The organism is Bacillus sp. FSL P4-0248, from assembly GCF_038593305.1.
Lineage (GTDB): Bacteria > Bacillota > Bacilli > Bacillales > Bacillaceae > Bacillus > Bacillus safensis.
Map to the genome: position 1 here is coordinate 2,607,825 of NZ_CP151983.1, position 18,211 is coordinate 2,626,035.

Annotated in this window: 18 protein-coding genes; 10 read left to right on the top strand and 8 right to left on the bottom strand. The window is 41.1% G+C overall.

The features are described 5' to 3' along the window. Positions 1–67: 67 nt before the first annotated feature. From NST65_RS13395 to sppA, 8 genes are all read right to left on the bottom strand, one after another. On the bottom strand, positions 68–583 hold the full coding sequence (locus tag NST65_RS13395; protein ID WP_024426150.1) for a MogA/MoaB family molybdenum cofactor biosynthesis protein: 516 nt from the start codon (positions 581–583) through the stop codon (positions 68–70). Between the two features lie 105 nt (positions 584–688). After that, entirely contained in the window at positions 689–1,873 is a 1,185-nt protein-coding gene (locus NST65_RS13400; RefSeq protein WP_024424808.1) for an acetate kinase, read from the bottom strand. Between the two features lie 229 nt (positions 1,874–2,102). Beyond that, a complete protein-coding gene (locus NST65_RS13405; RefSeq protein ID WP_034279615.1) occupies positions 2,103–3,077 on the bottom strand; it encodes a class I SAM-dependent methyltransferase in 975 nt (324 codons plus the stop codon). Between the two features lie 88 nt (positions 3,078–3,165). Next, a complete protein-coding gene (tpx, locus tag NST65_RS13410) occupies positions 3,166–3,666 on the bottom strand; it encodes a thiol peroxidase (protein ID WP_024424810.1) in 501 nt (166 codons plus the stop codon). A 112-nt stretch (positions 3,667–3,778) separates the two neighbouring features. Next, the gene (gene ytfJ, locus NST65_RS13415) at positions 3,779–4,231 is read right to left on the bottom strand and encodes a GerW family sporulation protein (RefSeq protein WP_007501733.1); all 453 of its coding nucleotides are present in this window, start codon (positions 4,229–4,231) and stop codon (positions 3,779–3,781) included. A gap of 14 nt (positions 4,232–4,245) precedes the next feature. After that, positions 4,246–4,953: a DUF2953 domain-containing protein gene (locus NST65_RS13420; RefSeq protein ID WP_111926331.1), complete on the bottom strand. Its 708-nt coding sequence runs from the start codon at positions 4,951–4,953 to the stop codon at positions 4,246–4,248. A 97-nt stretch (positions 4,954–5,050) separates the two neighbouring features. Continuing rightward, complete coding sequence (locus NST65_RS13425) at positions 5,051–5,575, bottom strand: RDD family protein (protein ID WP_024424812.1); 525 nt, start codon at positions 5,573–5,575, stop codon at positions 5,051–5,053. Positions 5,576–5,589: 14 nt separating this feature from the next. Then, on the bottom strand, positions 5,590–6,591 hold the full coding sequence (gene sppA / locus NST65_RS13430; RefSeq protein WP_111926329.1) for a signal peptide peptidase SppA: 1,002 nt from the start codon (positions 6,589–6,591) through the stop codon (positions 5,590–5,592). 445 nt (positions 6,592–7,036) lie between these two features. On the opposite strand from sppA, the gene NST65_RS13435 reads away from it, so the two are divergent. From NST65_RS13435 to NST65_RS13480, 10 genes are all read left to right on the top strand, one after another. Further along, positions 7,037–7,840 carry an NAD kinase gene (locus tag NST65_RS13435; protein WP_034279604.1) on the top strand — a complete coding sequence of 268 codons (804 nt, stop codon included), beginning with the start codon at positions 7,037–7,039 and terminating at the stop codon, positions 7,838–7,840. Between the two features lie 114 nt (positions 7,841–7,954). Next, the gene (locus NST65_RS13440) at positions 7,955–9,397 is read left to right on the top strand and encodes a DEAD/DEAH box helicase (RefSeq protein WP_342488988.1); all 1,443 of its coding nucleotides are present in this window, start codon (positions 7,955–7,957) and stop codon (positions 9,395–9,397) included. A gap of 188 nt (positions 9,398–9,585) precedes the next feature. Continuing rightward, positions 9,586–10,641: a fatty acid desaturase gene (locus NST65_RS13445; protein ID WP_034279598.1), complete on the top strand. Its 1,056-nt coding sequence runs from the start codon at positions 9,586–9,588 to the stop codon at positions 10,639–10,641. Positions 10,642–10,757: 116 nt separating this feature from the next. Beyond that, a complete protein-coding gene (locus NST65_RS13450; RefSeq protein ID WP_034279595.1) occupies positions 10,758–11,894 on the top strand; it encodes a sensor histidine kinase in 1,137 nt (378 codons plus the stop codon). Next, on the top strand, positions 11,891–12,490 hold the full coding sequence (locus NST65_RS13455; protein ID WP_034279592.1) for a response regulator transcription factor: 600 nt from the start codon (positions 11,891–11,893) through the stop codon (positions 12,488–12,490). Before NST65_RS13450 ends, NST65_RS13455 begins: the two co-directional genes overlap by 4 nt. A 197-nt stretch (positions 12,491–12,687) precedes the next feature. Next, the gene (locus NST65_RS13460; protein WP_211043098.1) at positions 12,688–13,608 is read left to right on the top strand and encodes an iron-hydroxamate ABC transporter substrate-binding protein; all 921 of its coding nucleotides are present in this window, start codon (positions 12,688–12,690) and stop codon (positions 13,606–13,608) included. A 109-nt stretch (positions 13,609–13,717) separates the two neighbouring features. Continuing rightward, positions 13,718–14,407: a response regulator transcription factor gene (locus tag NST65_RS13465; protein ID WP_081125290.1), complete on the top strand. Its 690-nt coding sequence runs from the start codon at positions 13,718–13,720 to the stop codon at positions 14,405–14,407. Further along, on the top strand, positions 14,407–15,411 hold the full coding sequence (locus NST65_RS13470; protein WP_111926325.1) for a sensor histidine kinase: 1,005 nt from the start codon (positions 14,407–14,409) through the stop codon (positions 15,409–15,411). The genes NST65_RS13465 and NST65_RS13470 overlap by 1 nt, the downstream gene beginning before the upstream one ends. 105 nt (positions 15,412–15,516) lie before the next feature. Next, positions 15,517–16,278, top strand: a complete 762-nt coding sequence (locus tag NST65_RS13475) for an ABC transporter ATP-binding protein (protein ID WP_024426158.1) — start codon at positions 15,517–15,519, stop codon at positions 16,276–16,278. Then, entirely contained in the window at positions 16,268–18,205 is a 1,938-nt protein-coding gene (locus NST65_RS13480) for an ABC transporter permease (RefSeq protein ID WP_342488993.1), read from the top strand. Before NST65_RS13475 ends, NST65_RS13480 begins: the two co-directional genes overlap by 11 nt. The last annotated feature ends 6 nt before the right edge of the window (positions 18,206–18,211 follow it).

Here is an 18,211-nt window from a genome sequence, read left to right on the forward strand (position 1 = left end):
AAAATTGTTTTTTCAACCCCTTTATGAAAAAAACTCTGCCAAATTTTCTTGGCAGAGTCATTTTGGGCTATTTTTGATCCTTTTCAAGCTCTCGTAAGACATGAGGAAGCTCTGGAATCACGAGTTTGGTCATGGCTAAACGAACGGCTCCGGTAGATCCCGGCGTGGCAAAGACAGCCTTTTGATTGACGACCCCTGCCGTTGCCCTGGATAAAATAGCAGCTGAACCTATGTCTTCTGTATAACTGAGCATGCGGAAGATTTCGCCAAAGCCAGGCAGTTCCTTGGAAAAAAGAGGGGTGATCGCTTCAATGGTCACATCCCTTGCAGCAATTCCTGTGCCGCCATTTAACAAGACGGCATCTATTTTCGGTTCGCTTGTTCCCTCCAGCACAGCGTCTTGAATCGATCCTATATCATCTTTTACAATATCGTATGCAAGAACAAGATGTCCCTGTTCTTTGAGCAAATCAATCATCAGACGGCCGCTTTTATCTGTATCTTTCGTTCTTGTATCACTGACCGTAATGACTTTCACATAAAGCCTTTCTTTCGCCTCACGTTTATGTTCTGTCACGCTCATCTTTCGCACCGCTCCCTTTTGCTTCGTATTGGACAACATTATAGCATGCTGCTTTTAACAGAAAAAAGCTCTTTTCCTTATTGGAAAAGAGCTTCTCAAACTTGATTACGCTAAACGCATAACGTCTCTTGCAATCATTACTTCTTCGTTTGTTGGGATGACGATTACTTTTACAGGTGAGTGCGGGTAGCTGATGAATGCTTCTTCGCCTCTCATGTTGTTTAGGGATGGATCCCAGTAAACGCCCATGAATTCTAGACCACGAAGTACACGTGCTCTAACTTCTGAACTGTTTTCACCGATTCCAGCTGTGAAGATGATCGCATCTACGCCATTCATTCTAGCTGCATAAGAACCGATGTATTTATGAATACGGCTCGCAAAAATATCAAGAGCAACTTCTGCACGGTCGTTTCCTTCTTCTGTTGCTTCTTCGATATCACGAAGGTCACTTGACAGACCAGACACACCTAAAAGACCACTCTTCTTATTCAAAGTAGAAAGCACTTCTTCAGCAGTATGTCCTGTTTTTTCCATAATAAATGGAATAAGGGCAGGGTCAATGTTACCAGAACGTGTACCCATTGCAACACCAGCAAGTGGTGTAAAGCCCATAGATGTATCGATTGATTTTCCGCCTTCAACTGCTGCGATACTCGCACCATTTCCAAGGTGGCAAGAAATCAGACGAAGCTCTTCTAGTGGACGGCCTAATAGCTCTGCTGCACGCTCTGTAACGAACTTGTGGCTTGTCCCGTGGAATCCGTATTTACGAATACCAAAGTTTTTGTAGTAGTCGTACGGAAGGCTGTATAGGTAAGACTGCTCTGGCATAGTTTGGTGGAATGCTGTATCGAACACAGCAACCGCTGGTACGTCAGGCAGAATTTGTTTGAATGCTTTGATTCCTACAACGTTTGCAGGGTTGTGAAGTGGTGCAAGCTCTGAAAGCTGATCAATGTCATTGATCACTTCATCAGTTAAAAGAACAGAATCGCTGAATTTCTCTCCGCCGTGAACAACGCGGTGTCCTACGCCATCAATTTCATTAAAGTCTTTGATGATGTGAAATTCAGTTAGTTTTTCAAGCAGCATTTTGACCGCTACTGCGTGATCTGGAATATCTGTCACTTCTGTTTTCTTTTCTCCATCTACAGAGATCGTGAAGATACTGTTGTCCATTCCGATTCTTTCAACAAGCCCTTTTGTTAAAACGGTTTCTTCTGGCATGTCGAACAATTGGAATTTAAGAGATGAGCTTCCTGCGTTAATTGCAATAATTTTGGACATTACTGTCGCTCCTTTTACTCAGTTGTTATATAAGGTTTCACGTTTTTTCCGGTGCTATATTCAACCTGTTTGACGGGTCTTTTATAGTTTAACGATAAGTCCGAAAAATATCTGACTTTTTCATTTAAACATTGAAAACTTTGCATTTCAAGTGCACCTTCAAACTGTTATCGCTTACATCAATAAGTCGTTATTTTCTGAATAGTAAAATAGCCAGAAATCACTCTGGCTATTCTTTCGTTTCTTTTTCTTCTATAAACCACTGGTCTAGTTTTCTCATCACACCGACCATTGCTTCCTTCTGTGAGAAAGATGGAAGATTGGCAAACAGCATTCGTTTTGGTGCTTCCAGCCCTTCTTTTTTCTTTTGCATCACAAATAAGCTTTTGGCGTGTTTTTTATCCTTAAACATGGACACTGGCAGCTGAATTAACGCATTCATATACGCATGATCTTTGATGAAATCCTTTAATTGTACGCTCTCTTTTCCTTCAAACAAATCATTTGGAATGATGAAGAATAGGAAGCCGCCTTCTTTTGTGTAGCGAAGGCTTTGTTCAATGAATAAATAATGGGCAAAAGCATGTCCTTCTTTTGCCTTTAATTCAAAGTCTGCTGCACGCTCATCATTTGGATAATAGCCGACTGGGAGACTGCATACAGTGACATCTGCCGGTGAGATCAGAAGCGGCTCAAGACTGTCCTGGTGGAAAAGCTCAACTTCTTTCTCCTCTAAATTCGCCTGCGCCCAAGCAATTTTAATGAGCACATCATCAATTTCAGACGCAAAGCCGCGTTTTGTTTCTGCAGTGAGATTATTTAAAACAGCAAGAAGTAAGTTTCCTGTTCCCGCTGCTGGATCAAAGACTACAAGCTCTTTTTGACCATCTAAAAATTTGTTCACCAAATAGCTGACAAACAGTCCAATCGTATCTGGTGTCATCTGGCGATTTGGATGAGAAATATCCTTTTGACCTTTCAATACGGCGAGCTGAAACGCTTTACGAATCTGCTCATGATCATAAGAAGCAAAATCTGCTTTCTCTATTAAATCCTTTAATAAACCGTTTCGATCATTTGCTTGGAAAAAGGCTTCTCCTGCTTCTGCCAATGCTTCAATATAAGAAATGCTCTGTTCCTTTTTTAATCGAATAGAAGCTGTATCGAGCAGTTCAAAAATCGTACTTACTTGATCTTTCTGCAATGCTTTTCTCTCCTCGCTTTGTTAAAAGCTATATGTTCTCATTGAAAAGAGCCCCAGGATGAAGCCGGAGCTCTTGTCGATGCTGCTTTTATAACAGTGATTTTGCAGCTTCAATGGCTTTTTCATAATTTGGGTGATTCGTTGCTTCACTTACGTATTCAGTGTAAACCACTTTTCCGTTAGGGTCTAATACGAAGACTGCGCGCGCCAATAAACGCAATTCTTTCATATACACTCCGAATGCTTCACCAAATGACATATCTCTGTGATCAGATAATGTTTCGACATTTTCAATTCCGTTTGCTCCGCACCAGCGTGCTTGTGCAAATGGAAGGTCTGCACTAATCGTATAAATATTGACAGGACCTAAACCCGCTGCCTCTTCATTGAAACGTCTTGTTTGTGCGTCACACACACCTGTATCAATAGAAGGAATCACTGAGATGATCGTCACTTTTCCTGCTAAATCAGAAAGTGAAACTTCTCCAAGTGAGTTCGTTAATACCGTAAAATCAGGAGCCTGCTCGCCTACTTTTACTTCATTTCCTACAAGCGTGACAGGACTTCCTTTAAATGTGATCGATGCCAAAACAATTCCTCCCTTTTCAAATGTATGGTTCTATCATAGTAGAGAAAGCAAAAAACTGCAAAGCCTAATCGTCCATTTTGCAAAAAAAGTTAACTGCAGCGCAGCTAACTTTTTAAAGGTCTATGTCATCTAGTTTTCGTTCTTTGTGACGGTGCTCCCGCTCATCCTTCTTAAACATGTGCTGAAGACGTTCAATTGCTTGAGGAGCAGAATCCAATATTTTATCGAGCAGATGGGTGTGTTCATCCAAATGAAGCATTCGAACTCCGTTTGTTCCTACAATTAAGAAGGCGATTGGTGTAATCGACACCCCGCCGCCGCTTCCGCCGCCAAATGGGAGTCTCGGCTCTTTTCGTTCCTGTTCATCAGAACGCTTTTCTTTCTTTTGGTTCCCGTTAAATTCACTGCCGCCGGCTGCAAATCCAAAACCAACCTTTGACACAGTGAGAATGACACTGCCGTCAGGGGTTTCGACTGGATCGCCGATGATTGTATTCACATCTATCATTTCTTTTAAGTTTTCCATCGCTGTCTTCATGAGACCTTGGATTGGATGATCTGCCATTTTCGGGTTCCTCCTTAAACAGATGATTCATTCTTCGTTGCTTGAAGAGAGGCACTTTTTCTCGCCTTTCTTCCTTTTAACCAATGGACAAGTAAACGAATGGCTGCAAGCATAGCATGTCCAATACGGAAATAAGCTATACATGTAAACTGAGTCTGTGACACATTGTGCTGAAAGGCCGGAATGACTTCATATATCGGTTTATGCTTAAAGGTGAGATGCTCCTGCATAAAGGCAAGCAGTGCTCCTTTAACTGACCACACACCGCCGGCTGCTACACCTGTTAAAGCGGCGTCTTGAAAGCCGATCCATGTCGACCAGTGAAACGAGTCAATCTTTACGTGGATGAAGAACTTGCGCATGATCCGGTTTAAATCGACAATCTCTTTTGTGATGCGCTCCATTTGATGAAGGATCTGCTTCATATCACGTTTTCCTACTTTTTTATGCATCGATTCTTTTTCGTGATCAGGCGTTTTGGCGCTCTTCATTTTCTTCTCACGAATATCAATCGTTTGGTCTTCTGGATTGATCCTCACCATCGGAATCTCTTTTTTGAGTCTGACCAATCCATATAAGGTGATGACCTTCAGTGCAATGTGGTCATTGTCGTTTGTATGCGAATAGTCCAGCGAAATGGTTACTTTCATGAAAATCAACAAGATCACAAGAAACAAAAACGCTGCGATCCAAACGTAAAGCACTGTGCTCACTTCCTCCATAACAAATGATGCTTCCCCTACGATTATGGCTCTCATTCTGGATTTTATACCCAATCAACAAAAAAGAGTTTGACCGTTACGGCCAAACTCCCTCTGATTATACGTTTGATTCTGTTTTTTCATATAAATGTTCATGGACGACCACCGTATCGGCAAAGTAATCATGAACCCCTTGCTTTTTCGGTGAGAACCCAACGATAGCATAGAGAATAAAGATCGTATTAATGTAGCGTCCCACAATCTCTCTAAAGAAAATAACATCCCATGCCAGCTTCTTCTCAGGCTGAAGTGAGACCACTTTAATCCCAAACACCATCTTGCCAAGTGTTTGTTGAAAGATTTTCGTCATGATGGCGAAATAAAGGAGGAATACAATCGTCGTTGTGACGGAAAATGGAGAAAACCATCCCCCTCCTTTGGACCAGCCAAACAGACTAAAGATTGGAGAAACCGTCAAATGGTTTACACCCCAGACGACGAGCCAATCAAGAATAAATGCCCAAAATCTAATCCAAAAACCTGCAAACGCCTGTGCTTCAATTGAAGCGCGCTTCACAAAGGCCGGCTTCGATTCTTCCTCTTGGCTGCGGCTTTCGCTTACTTCATCGAATGTAGAATCCATCTATGATCCCTCCTTTATTTTGAATAGAGATACATCGGTTTAGACCCATTTGAGCCAGCCAGTGTTTCTTTTAAATTCAGAAAATCAATTTCGCTTTTAAAGAGCTTGCTTGCACTCATGTTGAAAAGAGAGTTCCAGCCAAAGCTTTGAGAATAGCTGACCACTGTTGCTCCTTTTAAGCCTTTTTCATTTTTCTTCATCGCTTTTAATGCATCTTCATAATACCCAAGCTCATCGACTAATCCGTTCGATTTTGCCTGTGTCCCGTCATATACCCGGCCGTCAGCAATTTTCTTGACTTCCTGTTTTGACATGCCGCGTCCTTCAGAGATCACTTTGACAAATCCTTCATAAGAGTTGTCGACCATGCTTTGCATGATGTTGCGCTCATCTTTTGTCATATCACGGTTTGGAGACATGATATCTTTGAATTTCCCGCTCTTAATCGTTTCATATTTAATACCCAGATTATCTGCGAGCTTTGAATAATTCAAGCTTTGCATGATGACACCTAACGATCCTGTTAATGTTTCAGGTGAAGCAAAGATTTTCTTCGCTGGAGTTGACACGTAGTAGCCGCCTGAAGCTGCCATTGATCCCATAGATACGTAAATCGGCTTCTTCGCTTTTTTCACTTCTTCTAATTTTTTATGTATTTCAGCACTTTCATAGACACCGCCGCCAGGAGAGTTTACGCGCAGAAGTACACCTTTTACAGAAGCATCCTCTTTCGCTTTATCTAGTTCCTTGAGGAATGCACGATGATCATAACCTTCTCCGCCTAATAGGCTCGATGCGCCGCCATTATCTTGAATGGTTCCATTAATCTCAAGAACAGCAATCTTGCCTGCACCGCTGCCATTCTCTAGTACCTTCTCTTCTATTTCATCCCCGAATTGATAGATCATTTTATTGTCATTGAAGCTATCGAACAAGGCCATCGTGACACTAATCACAATTGAAAATCCGAAAACACCAAGTGCAATAATTAGTGCTACCCATCTTTTCGCATTCATCTTTTTCTCCTCCTTTTTATCTCACTTCATTCATACGAATGCCCGCACGAAATGTTTCACAGGAATTGTGGTTTTTTTACATTTCATGTAGGCATATGATAGCACCTCTCTTAAATAACGATCAACTTTACATCGTCTACTTAGATATGCGCATGACGAAAAATTGGCTTTTTTATCCTCTCCCTGCACCTAATAGGCTAGATCTTCACCGCAACGAAACACCTAAACCATTCTTTCATGAGAAAACGGCTATTCAATTATGCTCAGGATTCAGCCATTTCAAATCACTCACATCGACTCATTTCTCATAAAGCAATCCGATCATCAGATGGTTCTTTCTAAAGTTTTTACTTTCATATGAAAAAAGTGTAAAATGTGAGCAAGGGTTTTCATGTAAGCCCTTTATCATTGAAATTTATTTTTGACAGCAAAGGGGAGAACGTCAATGACAGACAATCGTCGCAATGTATTTTTCTTTTACAAAAAAGATCATGAATTGGATGGACACATTTCTTCTCTCGAGAAGCTCGCTACTGATCAAGGCTTTCACGTCGTCAAGCGTGCAGAGGATGCCCACATTATTGCTTCAATTGGCGGGGATGGCACATTTCTTCAAGCAGTACGTAAAACAAAATTCCGGGATGACTGCTTGTATGTAGGGGTATCAAAATCAGAGAATACGCACCTATACTGCGATTTCTCGTTAGAACATTTTGATAAAATGATTGATGCCATGAATACTGAACAGCTTGAAGTGAGAAAATATCCGATCATCGATGTAAGCGTTGACAGCACAAACCAGTTCCATTGCTTAAATGAACTGTCAATCCGCTCCAGCATTATTAAAACATTTGTGATCGATGTGTATATAGATGATTTCCACTTTGAAACTTTTAGAGGCGACGGCATGATTATTTCCACTCCGACTGGCTCAACGGCCTACAATAAATCCGTGAGCGGCGCCGTGGTTGATCCGATGCTTCCTTGTATGCAGGTCACAGAACTTGCATCGCTGAATAACAACTCTTACCGTACATTAGGCGCTCCTTTCATCTTGAGCAGTGACCGCAAGCTGACGCTGAAGGTAGTGCAGGATGGAAACGATCATCCAATTATCGGGCTTGATAACGAAGCACTCGGCACAAAACACGTCAAACAAATTGACATTGGCCTTTCAGGAAAAGTCATTAAAACGGTGAAATTAAAAGACAACTCTTACTGGGAAAAAGTAAAACGCAGATTCCTTTGAGAATTTGTCCGCACGCTGAAAGCTCCTTTACGGGGCTTTTTTCTATGTCTTTTCATTCACGGTCATGGTTATGGTATGATGTCACAAGTATGAATGTACGAAAAGGAGAACACGATGACATTACAACATTTTGATCAATATCCATTAAGTGATGAATTGAAACAAGCGTTAGAAGCGCTTCACTTCCATACACCTACACCTGTTCAGCACGAGACTTTATCAATTGCTTTTTCAAAGCAGGATTTAATCGTCAAATCTCAGACTGGGAGCGGCAAGACTGCAGCCTATGGTCTGCCGATTTGTGAAATGGTTGATTGGGCTGAAAATAAACCTCAAGCCCTCATCCTCGTTCCAACACGAGAGCTCGCCATGCAGGTCAAACAAGACCTCACAAGCCTCGGGCGATTCAAACGAATCAAAGCCGCAGCCATTTATGGAAAAGCCCCTTTTCAAGCGCAGAAAGTAGAGCTTTCACAGAAAAACCATATTGTGTGCGGGACACCAGGCCGCATTTTGGATCACCTTGAGAAAGGCACCCTTTCTTTAGAAAATCTCAAATTTTTCGTGTTAGATGAAGCGGATGAAATGCTGAACATGGGATTTATCGATCAAGTCTCTTCTATTATTCAGTATCTGCCGCCAAAGCGCATGTCGATGCTGTTTTCAGCGACAATGTCTGATGACATGAAGAAATTGAGCGAACAGTTTTTACAATCACCCAAAGTCATTGAGATCGCACGTGAAGAAACGTCTGTACAGCAAATCACTCACACCGTGATTGAAACAGAAGAAGAATCGAAATTCTCCCTTCTTCAGCGTACGATCGTCATTGAAAATCCAGATAGCTGCATTATTTTCTGTAATACACAAGACCGGGTGAATGAACTCACGATGAAGCTGGACGAATGGGATGTGCCCTGTGACAAAATTCATGGCGGCATGAGACAGGAAGACCGCTTTGATGTGATGGATGAATTTAAAAAAGGTGAATTCCGATATCTGATCGCAACAGATATAGCAGCCCGGGGAATTGATGTCAGTGATATGACACATGTCATTCATTATGATCTTCCTTATGAAAAAGAGCGCTATATTCACCGGACTGGCAGAACAGGCAGAGCGGGGAAAAGCGGGAAAACGATTGCGTTTATGACAAAGAATGCAAAGCCGCTTATTGATGAATTAAAGCAGGATGCCGGCATAGATTTTCAAACTCAGCCTTATCCGACAAAGGAAGAAGCAGAAAAGCATGTAGAAAGCTTTGAAGAAAAGATTGAAACGCCTATTCAAAAGGAAAATAAACAGGCAGGCGTTGAGAAGGATATTATGAAGCTTTATTTTAACGGCGGAAAGAAAAAGAAACTGCGGGCTGTTGATTTCGTTGGGACCATTGCCAAAATAGAAGGCGTTGCATTCGATGACATTGGGATTATTACGATTCAAGACACGAAAACATATGTCGATATTTTAAACGGCAAAGGCCCTCTTGTGCTGAATGCTATGCGCCACACAACCATTAAAGGCAAGCAGTTAAAAGTACATGAAGCTCGTTCATAAAAAGTAAAGGCCCAGCGCCTTTACTTTTTTTATTGATGAGAAATAAACTCAAAACCGTGATCCCATCAGCCTTTTTGAGGTCAAACATGACAAATGTCATATTGAATACATGATGGGTGCTACTATGAGTATGACACCTTTCCTTCTATACTTTGAAGAAGAAAGAAACGGAAAGGACTTGAACGTTCATGACGACTTCAACAAACACACAGCAGCAAGCCTCTTTAAGAAAACAAGTTGGCCAATTCTCTGGTGCTGATTCGAAAAAAAGTATCATTCAACTCTTTAATACATTCATCCCATTTTTGGGGCTTTGGTTTCTTGCCTATTATAGCCTGAACATCTCCTACCTTTTAACCCTCTTCTTTGCGGTTATTGCAGCTGGTTTTTTAGTACGTGTCTTTATTATTTTTCACGACTGCTGCCATCAATCCTTTTTCAAACAGAAGCCGCTGAATCACCTGTTCGGTTTTTTAACGGGCGTACTCACCCTTTTCCCTTATCTTCAATGGCAAAGAGATCATTCAATTCACCATGCCACAAGTAGTAATTTAGACAAACGAGGTACTGGCGACATTTGGCTCCTGACAGTCAAAGAATATCAAGAAGCATCAGCATGGACAAAATTTCGCTACAGATTTTACCGTAACCCTTTTGTGATGTTTATTTTAGGTCCGATCTTTGTCTTTCTCTTAAAAAACCGTTTCAACGTCAAAAATGCTCGTAAAAAAGAGCGCTGGAACACGTATTTCACAAACGTGAGCATCATTGCGCTAGCAGCTGCAACGTGTCTTCTTTTTGGCTGGCAGGAGTTCCTGCTTGTCCAAGGTCCAATCTTCCTGATCTCAGGATCAATCGGTGTATGGCTGTTTTATGTTCAGCATACGTTTGAGGATTCTTACTTTGAAGCAGATGAACATTGGAATTATGTGCAGGCAGCGGTAGAAGGCAGTTCTTTTTACAAATTGCCAAAGCTTCTTCAGTGGTTAACAGGCAATATCGGTTATCACCATGTCCATCATTTAAGTCCGAGGGTACCGAATTATCACTTGGAGCATGCACATGATCATAGTGAGCCGCTTCAAAATGTTCCAACCATCACTTTAAAAACAAGTATTGAATCAATGAAATTTAGACTTTGGGATGAAGAAACGAAAGCATTCGTTACCTTTAAAGAAGCACGGCAATCTAAGAAGATGCCCGCACCTGTCATTAAAGGAGACATTCTAAAGAAAAATGCATAATTGGTGCAAGCTCTTTCTTACACTAGAAGGAGCTTGTTGTCATTTACAGGATGCAACCATAAGTTGAATTTGATAAAGTAAGGAAAAAGAACGAAAACGGAAAAGGTGGCACACGGATGAAAAAACAGTTTAAAATTCAAAAGTTGCATGGGATTTCTCCCTATATATGGGCCATTTTTTTCATCCTGCCCTTCTATTTTATCTTTAAGACACCTTCGACTTTAGGTATTGTGATCGGCATTATTTTGAACGTCGTCTTTTTCGCTGTGTATCGTTTTGCCTTTGTCGCAAAAGGCTGGTCTTTATATGTCTTCGGTCTTTTATTGATCGGTATTTCAACTGGTTATGTGATGCTCTACAGCTATATTTATTTCGCTTTTTGCATCGCCTATTTCAATGGGCATATTAAAAGAAAAGTACCTTTTTATATCTTATACTATATTCATCTAGGGAGCGCTGCTATAGCGGTGAACTTTAGTTTGATCTTAAAAAAGGGCTGGTTTCTCACACAAATTCCTTTTGTCGTGATCACCCTGATTAGTGCCATTCTTCTTCCTCTCAGCATTCGAAGCAGGAAGGAACGTGAACGGCTTGAGGAGAAATTGGAATATGCCAATGAACGGATTGCTGATCTTGTGAAGCTTGAAGAAAGGCAGCGCATTGCACGCGACCTGCATGACACCCTTGGACAAAAGCTTTCTTTGATCGGGTTAAAAAGTGACCTTGCCCGTAAACTCGTGTATAAAGACCCTGAACAGGCCCGTGCCGAACTCAAAAGCGTCCAGCAGACCGCCAGAACGTCTCTCAATGAAGTACGGAAGATTGTTTCCTCCATGAAGGGGATCCGAATCAAAGAGGAAATGTCGAACATCGAGCAAATTCTCGATGCAGCTGGCATTGAGTTGATCTATGATGAAAAGGAAGCACCGAAACACATCTCACTTCTGAACGAAAACATTGTGAGCATGTGCATCAAAGAGGCGGTGACAAATGTCGTCAAACATAGTGACGCGACTGTTTGTAAAATCACCATTCACCAAAAATCAAAGGAAGCCATCATCACCGTTGAGGACGACGGAACATTTAAAGGCGACTATCCGCCCTCTCAAACGAAGGGTCACGGCCTTTTAGGAATAAGAGAAAGATTGGAATTTGCAAATGGCCGCCTGCGTATTGAAACAAAAGACGGGACAAAGCTCATTATGAGCATTCCAAATGATTCAGCAGCAAAAGAAAAGGAGGGGATGAAATGATCAACATCTTTATCGCAGAAGATCAGCAAATGCTGCTTGGTGCACTCGGTTCACTTCTCGATTTAGAAGACGATATGACGGTTGTTGGGAAAGGTACGAACGGCCAAGATGCCATCGATTTTGCCAAAACACACCCTGTTGATATTTTCTTAATGGATATTGAAATGCCGGGAAAAACCGGGCTTGATGCAGCGGAAGAGCTTAAAGGATCAGATGTGAAAATCATCATTTTAACGACCTTTGCCCGCTCCGGTTATTTCCAAAGGGCGCTAAAAGCTGGCGTCAGCGGCTACATGCTGAAAGACAGCCCAAGCGAGGAGCTGGCAAGTGCCATTCGCAGTGTGATGAAAGGGAAAAAGGTGTACGCACCTGAATTGATGGAAGACTTATATAGTGACGAAAACCCTTTAACGGAGCGGGAGAAATCGGTTCTTGAACTCGTCGCAGATGGTAAAAACACAAAAGAAATTGCAAAAGAACTGAGCATTAAAAGCGGCACTGTCCGGAACTACATTTCCATTATTTTAGATAAGCTGGAAGTGAAAAACCGCATCGAAGCCATTACACGATCAAAAGAAAAAGGCTGGTTTAAATAAAAAAAAGATCAGGACACATGCTGCCTTGATCTTTTTTTTATCGAAAATCCCCTCTTTATTTTTTATCACCAGCTATCAAAATGTCATTGACAACAGCCCACAGTTCTATGATATGATATCCAAGTGATAATAATTATCATTATCACTAATACAACCAATATCCGGCTTATGTGCCGATTTCAAAGGAGTCTACATTCATGAAGAAAATATTGTTCCCTCTGATGCTCATCTTTGTACTTGCATTGAGCGCATGTGGCAATAGCAGCACCTCTTCCTCAAATAAAGGAAATCAATCCACATCATCAGACAAAATTACATATCAATCAGAAAATGGTCCTGTGAAGCTGCCAGCGCATCCAAAACGTGTCGTTGTGCTCGGTTCTTACACAGGGAATGTCATGTCACTTGGTGTGAACCTTGTCGGCGTTGACTCTTGGTCCAAAAAGAATCCGCGTTTCCAAAAGAAATTAAAAAATGTGGAAGAAGTATCTGATGCAAATGTAGAGAAAATCATGAAGCTAAAGCCTGATGTCATCATTGGCTTAAGCAATACTAAAAATGTAGAAAAGCTCAAAAAAATCGCACCAACCGTTTTATTTACGTATAACAAAGTTGATTACCTTCAGCAGCACATTGAAATTGGAAAAGTTTTAAACAAAGAAAAAGAAGCAAAAGCTTGGGTAAAAGATTTCAAAAAACGCGCAGCTGAAGCTGGAAAAGAAATCAAAGCAAAAATCGGCGAAGATGCAACCGTTTCTGTCTTTGAAAGTGGCACAAAAGATCTTTACGTCTTTGGAGATGCATGGGGCCGCGGAACAGAAATTCTCTATCAAGCCATGAAACTGAAAATGCCTGAGAAAGTGAAAGAAAAAGCATTAAAAGCCGGCTACTACGCAGTTTCACAGGAGGTCATCCCTGAATTTGCAGGAGACTATATGATCATTAGTAAAAACAGCGAAATGGACAATTCCTATCAAAACAGTGAAATTTACAAGTCCATCCCGGCTGTCAAAAAACATCGTGTGTATGAAGCCAATGCAGAGGAATTCTATTTTAATGACCCACTCACACTTGAATTCCAACTATCATTCTTTAAAAAGCACTTTTTAGGTAAATAAGCTGAAGCAAGGGACCTCTTCCCTTGCTTTTTTCTTGTCTGCTTCTAGCGGCAGGGACTTTTTTCCGCTACAATGACAACAAGCGAATACAAAAAGTGTGGTGCTGATTTTGTTTAAGATTCTACTGATTGAAGATGATACAACCCTCTTCCAAGAAATCAAAGAACGTCTAGTCAACTGGTCCTATGATGTCTATGGGATTCAAGATTTTCATCAGGTGCTGCAGGAATTCACGTCTGTCCAGCCTGATCTCGTCATTATTGATATACAGCTGCCAAAATACGATGGCTTTCACTGGTGCCGGATGATTCGGCATCATTCAAATGTTCCGATCATCTTCCTCTCCTCAAGAGACCACCCTGCTGATATGGTCATGTCGATGCAGCTCGGAGCCGATGATTTTGTGCAAAAGCCCTTCCACTTTGACGTGCTCATTGCCAAAATTAGTGCTGTTCTTCGCCGCGTGCATGATTATAATGCAGAACAGGCCAGCCTAAAGGTATGGTGCGGCGCTGCGATTGACCTAGAAAAAAACACCGTAACAAATGATCATGGTGAGGTTGAATTAACGAAAAATGAGTTATTTATTCTCAAGGAATTGATTCAGCATAAAAATCATATCGTCAGCCGTGAATCACTCATTCAAGCATTGTGGGAGGATGAACGTTTTGTCAGTGACAACACACTGACTGTAAACGTCAACCGCCTCAGAAAAAAACTAGACGAGATCTCCCTTGGTGCCTTCATTGAGACAAAAGTGGGTCAAGGCTATCTTGCAAAGGAAAAGGATGATCAATGATGCTGCAAGCATTTTTAAAAGAACGAAGAAGCTGGATTCTTTTCTTTCTTAGTTTGCAGCTCCTCATTCTGTTTGTTGCTTATTTGGATACGACCATTCCAATCGCTTCTCTTTTTTATATTGTGCTATTGTCTACATTTCTCATGATTGTCTTTCTCTTTTTTCGATATCGAAAAGAAACGGCTTATTATGAGAGGCTCAAAGAATGGGATGATGACATTGAACATCAAATGCGGCTAATCCCCTCTTCCCCATTTGAGCAGCTCATCCATGATGCGACGTCAGAGCAAATTGCACGCTACCGGCGGATGGCAGCAGAGCAGAAAATCGCTCTTGAAGAAGAAAAAGATGAATTGCTCTCTTGGATACATGAGGTCAAAACACCGCTTACAGCGATGCGCTTAATGATTGACCGCTTAACAGATCAGCAGCTGAAATCAAATATGACGTATGAGTGGCTCAGAATCCATTTATTACTTGATGCCCAGCTGCACCAAAGCAGAGTACGTCATATCGAAAATGATTTATTCATTGAAAAGCTGGACCTGCAAAGCATCATAGCGAAAGAAATCAAAGCGCTCCAATCCTGGTGTATGCAAAAAGGAATCGGCTTTGAGCTGACGCTGGAGGAACGTACCGTATTAAGTGATATAAAATGGTTATCCTTTATGATCAGACAGGTACTCACAAATGCAGTCAAATACAGCCATTCTTCCGATATTGTCATTGAAAGCAAGCAAATAGATGAAAAAGTCATGCTGACGATCACAGATCAAGGCAGAGGAATTGATCCAAGAGACATCTCTCGTATTTTTGAAAAAGGCTTTACCTCAACAAGACATCACAATGACACCGCCTCAACGGGAATGGGGCTCTATTTAACGAAAAAAGGAGCAGACGCTCTTCATATCACGATCGAGGTCAACTCCACGATAGATCAAGGTACAACCTTCACCTTCATCTTTCCGAAAAAGAATGATTTTGTTCATATTGCGAGCATGTGACAACAATGTCACATGCTCGTCTATTTTGTTCGCCAAATCGAAGGACGTCTAGCAGGCTTCTTTTTATACTAGAGATATCAATTAAAAGAAAAAGGGGTTCAGCAAATGAACATTTTAGAAGCTCGCAAAATTTATAAAAGCTATGGAAATAAATTCAACAAACAAGAGGTGCTGAGCGGTATTGATTTGACCATTGAAGCCGGGGAATTTGTCAGTATCATGGGGCCATCAGGCTCGGGGAAAACAACCCTTCTGAACGTATTGTCGTCTATCGATCATGTGTCCAGCGGATCCATTCGTATTGCAGATGCTGAGATGACGCAAATGAAGGATCAGCAGCTTGCGGAATTTAGAAAAAAGCAGCTTGGCTTTGTTTTTCAAGATTATAATTTACTTGATACACTCACGGTCAAAGAAAATATTCTTTTGCCTTTATCCATCTCCAAAACACCAAAAAAAGAAGCTTTTGAACGTTTTCAGCAGCTCGCAGAAGACATGGGGATTTATGAACTAAGAGACAAATACCCGAATGAACTCTCTGGTGGACAAAAGCAGCGGACATCGGCGGTTCGTGCCTTCATTCATGAACCAAGTCTTATTTTCGCTGATGAACCTACAGGCGCACTTGATTCAAAATCTGCATCTGACCTGCTCAACAAGCTGCAAGATTTCAATCGTAAACGAAAAGCGACCATTGTGATGGTGACACATGATCCTGTCGCAGCCAGCTATTCAAGCCGCGTCATTTTTATCAAGGATGGACAGATTTATACACAGTTGAATAAAGGCGCTTTAGAAAGAAAAATGTTTTTCGAGGATATTATGAAAACGCAAGGTGTCTTAGGCGGTGTGAAGCATGAACATTAATCAGCTCATCTTCCGTAACCTGAAGAAAAATTTGAAGAATTACTATTTGTATGTGTTTGCTCTCGTGTTTAGTGTCGCGCTCTATTTTTCCTTTGTCACCTTGCAGTACTCACCAGCACTTGATGATGTAAAAGGCTCCATTAAGGGCGGTGCGGCGATCAAAGCCGCTTCTGTACTACTCATTGCCATTGTTGGGATCTTCCTGTTATATGCGAACAGCATTTTTATTAAACGCAGAGGAAGAGAAATAGGCCTCCTTCAGCTCATTGGCATGACGAAACAAAAAATTGCCAAACTGCTTAATGCAGAAAATTTTATTCTATACGTATTCTCCATGGGTGTTGGCATCATAGCTGGATTTATCGGTTCAAAACTCATGCTGATGGTGCTATTTAAAGTAACCGGCGTCAGCGCCATCGCCAACCTGCACTTTTCAGGCATGGCCCTTTTACAGACACTTATCGTCTTTTTCATCATCTATGGATTAATCATGTTAAGAAATAGATGGTTTATTAATAGACAGACGATTTTATCTTTGTTTAGAACAACATCTTCGACAGAACAGCGTGTGAAAAAGATCTCTGTGTTTGAAATCATCATTGGGGTTTTCGGTATTGTCCTGATCAGCTCAGGCTATTATATTTCTTCTAAGCTTTTTACCGGGTCATATACGTCGATGCTTGAGTTACTTTTAGCCATGATTTATATTTTAGCCTCTGTCATCATCGGTACCTTTCTTTTTTACAAAGGCTCTGTTTCTTTCATTGCCAATATCGTACGCAAAAGAAAAAATGGCTATCTCGCCATTCACGAAGTGTTATCTTTGTCATCCATTATGTTCCGGCTAAAATCAAATGCACTGCTTTTAACGATTATTACAACCGTATCTGCACTTGCCATCGGTTTGCTGGCTCTTAGCTACATTTCCTATTACTCAGCAGAAAAAACCGCTGAGCAGCAAATTCCAGCTCATTTCGTCATGGGCTCAGAAAAAGAAGCAGCAACCTTCACTCGTGCACTTTCTGACAAACATATTGCTTATGATCAAAAGCAGGTCAAAGTGATTCAAGCAAAATTTGATGCGAAAAAAATCATGGATTCAGAGTTGAAAAATATGAATAATGATCCAGGCGTATTGACACTGCCTGTGATCAGTGAGAAAAACGCACCAAATATTCATGTGGAGAAAAGCGAAGTGATTTTAAGCGGCTACAGTGATCTATTAAAGAAATTCATGCCGATTCAAAGCTCAGGCAATGTGAAACTTCTCATCAAAAAGCCTGTTGATTTGAAAGTCATGGATATGAAGAAAGATTATCTCATTTCTTACAACTTCACTTTTGGCGGTCTGCCTGTTGCCGTCGTGAGTCAAAATGTTTTTGAGCAGCTCGACAAGCAGAAAGATTCAAAGCTGCAGCTTAAGAATAGCCAATATAACGCAGTCAATATAAAAGATGATAAAAATCTTGAACAAGCAAATAGCGTGTTTACATCTTTAAAACTAAGTGACAAAAGCATGTCTCAATTAGCTTCAGCTCAGCAGCAAAAACAAACAATAGGACTGATGATGTTTGTGGTCGGATTTTTAGGTCTCAGCTTCCTTGTCACATCAGGCTGTATTTTATACTTTAAACAAATGAATGAAAGTGAAGAGGAACAAAGCTCCTACACGATCTTACGTAAGCTTGGTTTTACTGAGAAGGATCTATTAAAAGGCATCCGGCTTAAACAGCTGTTTAACTTTGGGATTCCGCTCATCATCGGATTGCTGCACAGCTACTTTGCTGTACAATCAGGCTGGTTTTTGTTCGGTGGAGAATTGTGGACTCCAATGCTCATCGTCATGTCGATTTACACTGCCCTCTATTCTGTCTTCGGATTTCTGTCTGTCCAATATTATAAAAAGGTCATCAAAGAATCCTTGTAAACAATT

Bases quoted from the DNA above. Each gene is read 5' to 3' on its own strand.
- NST65_RS13395 (WP_024426150.1), bottom strand. From the start codon at position 583: ATGAGCGTGACAGAACATAAACGTGAGGCGAAAGAAAGGCTTTATGTG.
- NST65_RS13400 (WP_024424808.1), bottom strand. From the start codon at position 1,873: ATGTCCAAAATTATTGCAATTAACGCAGGAAGCTCATCTCTTAAATTC.
- ytfJ (WP_007501733.1), bottom strand. From the start codon at position 4,231: ATGGCAGATCATCCAATCCAAGGTCTCATGAAGACAGCGATGGAAAAC.
- NST65_RS13420 (WP_111926331.1), bottom strand. From the start codon at position 4,953: ATGGAGGAAGTGAGCACAGTGCTTTACGTTTGGATCGCAGCGTTTTTG.
- NST65_RS13425 (WP_024424812.1), bottom strand. From the start codon at position 5,575: ATGGATTCTACATTCGATGAAGTAAGCGAAAGCCGCAGCCAAGAGGAA.
- sppA (WP_111926329.1), bottom strand. From the start codon at position 6,591: ATGAATGCGAAAAGATGGGTAGCACTAATTATTGCACTTGGTGTTTTC.
- NST65_RS13435 (WP_034279604.1), top strand. From the start codon at position 7,037: ATGACAGACAATCGTCGCAATGTATTTTTCTTTTACAAAAAAGATCAT.
- NST65_RS13440 (WP_342488988.1), top strand. From the start codon at position 7,955: ATGACATTACAACATTTTGATCAATATCCATTAAGTGATGAATTGAAA.
- NST65_RS13445 (WP_034279598.1), top strand. From the start codon at position 9,586: ATGACGACTTCAACAAACACACAGCAGCAAGCCTCTTTAAGAAAACAA.
- NST65_RS13450 (WP_034279595.1), top strand. From the start codon at position 10,758: ATGAAAAAACAGTTTAAAATTCAAAAGTTGCATGGGATTTCTCCCTAT.
- NST65_RS13455 (WP_034279592.1), top strand. From the start codon at position 11,891: ATGATCAACATCTTTATCGCAGAAGATCAGCAAATGCTGCTTGGTGCA.
- NST65_RS13460 (WP_211043098.1), top strand. From the start codon at position 12,688: ATGAAGAAAATATTGTTCCCTCTGATGCTCATCTTTGTACTTGCATTG.
- NST65_RS13470 (WP_111926325.1), top strand. From the start codon at position 14,407: ATGCTGCAAGCATTTTTAAAAGAACGAAGAAGCTGGATTCTTTTCTTT.
- NST65_RS13475 (WP_024426158.1), top strand. From the start codon at position 15,517: ATGAACATTTTAGAAGCTCGCAAAATTTATAAAAGCTATGGAAATAAA.
- NST65_RS13480 (WP_342488993.1), top strand. From the start codon at position 16,268: ATGAACATTAATCAGCTCATCTTCCGTAACCTGAAGAAAAATTTGAAG.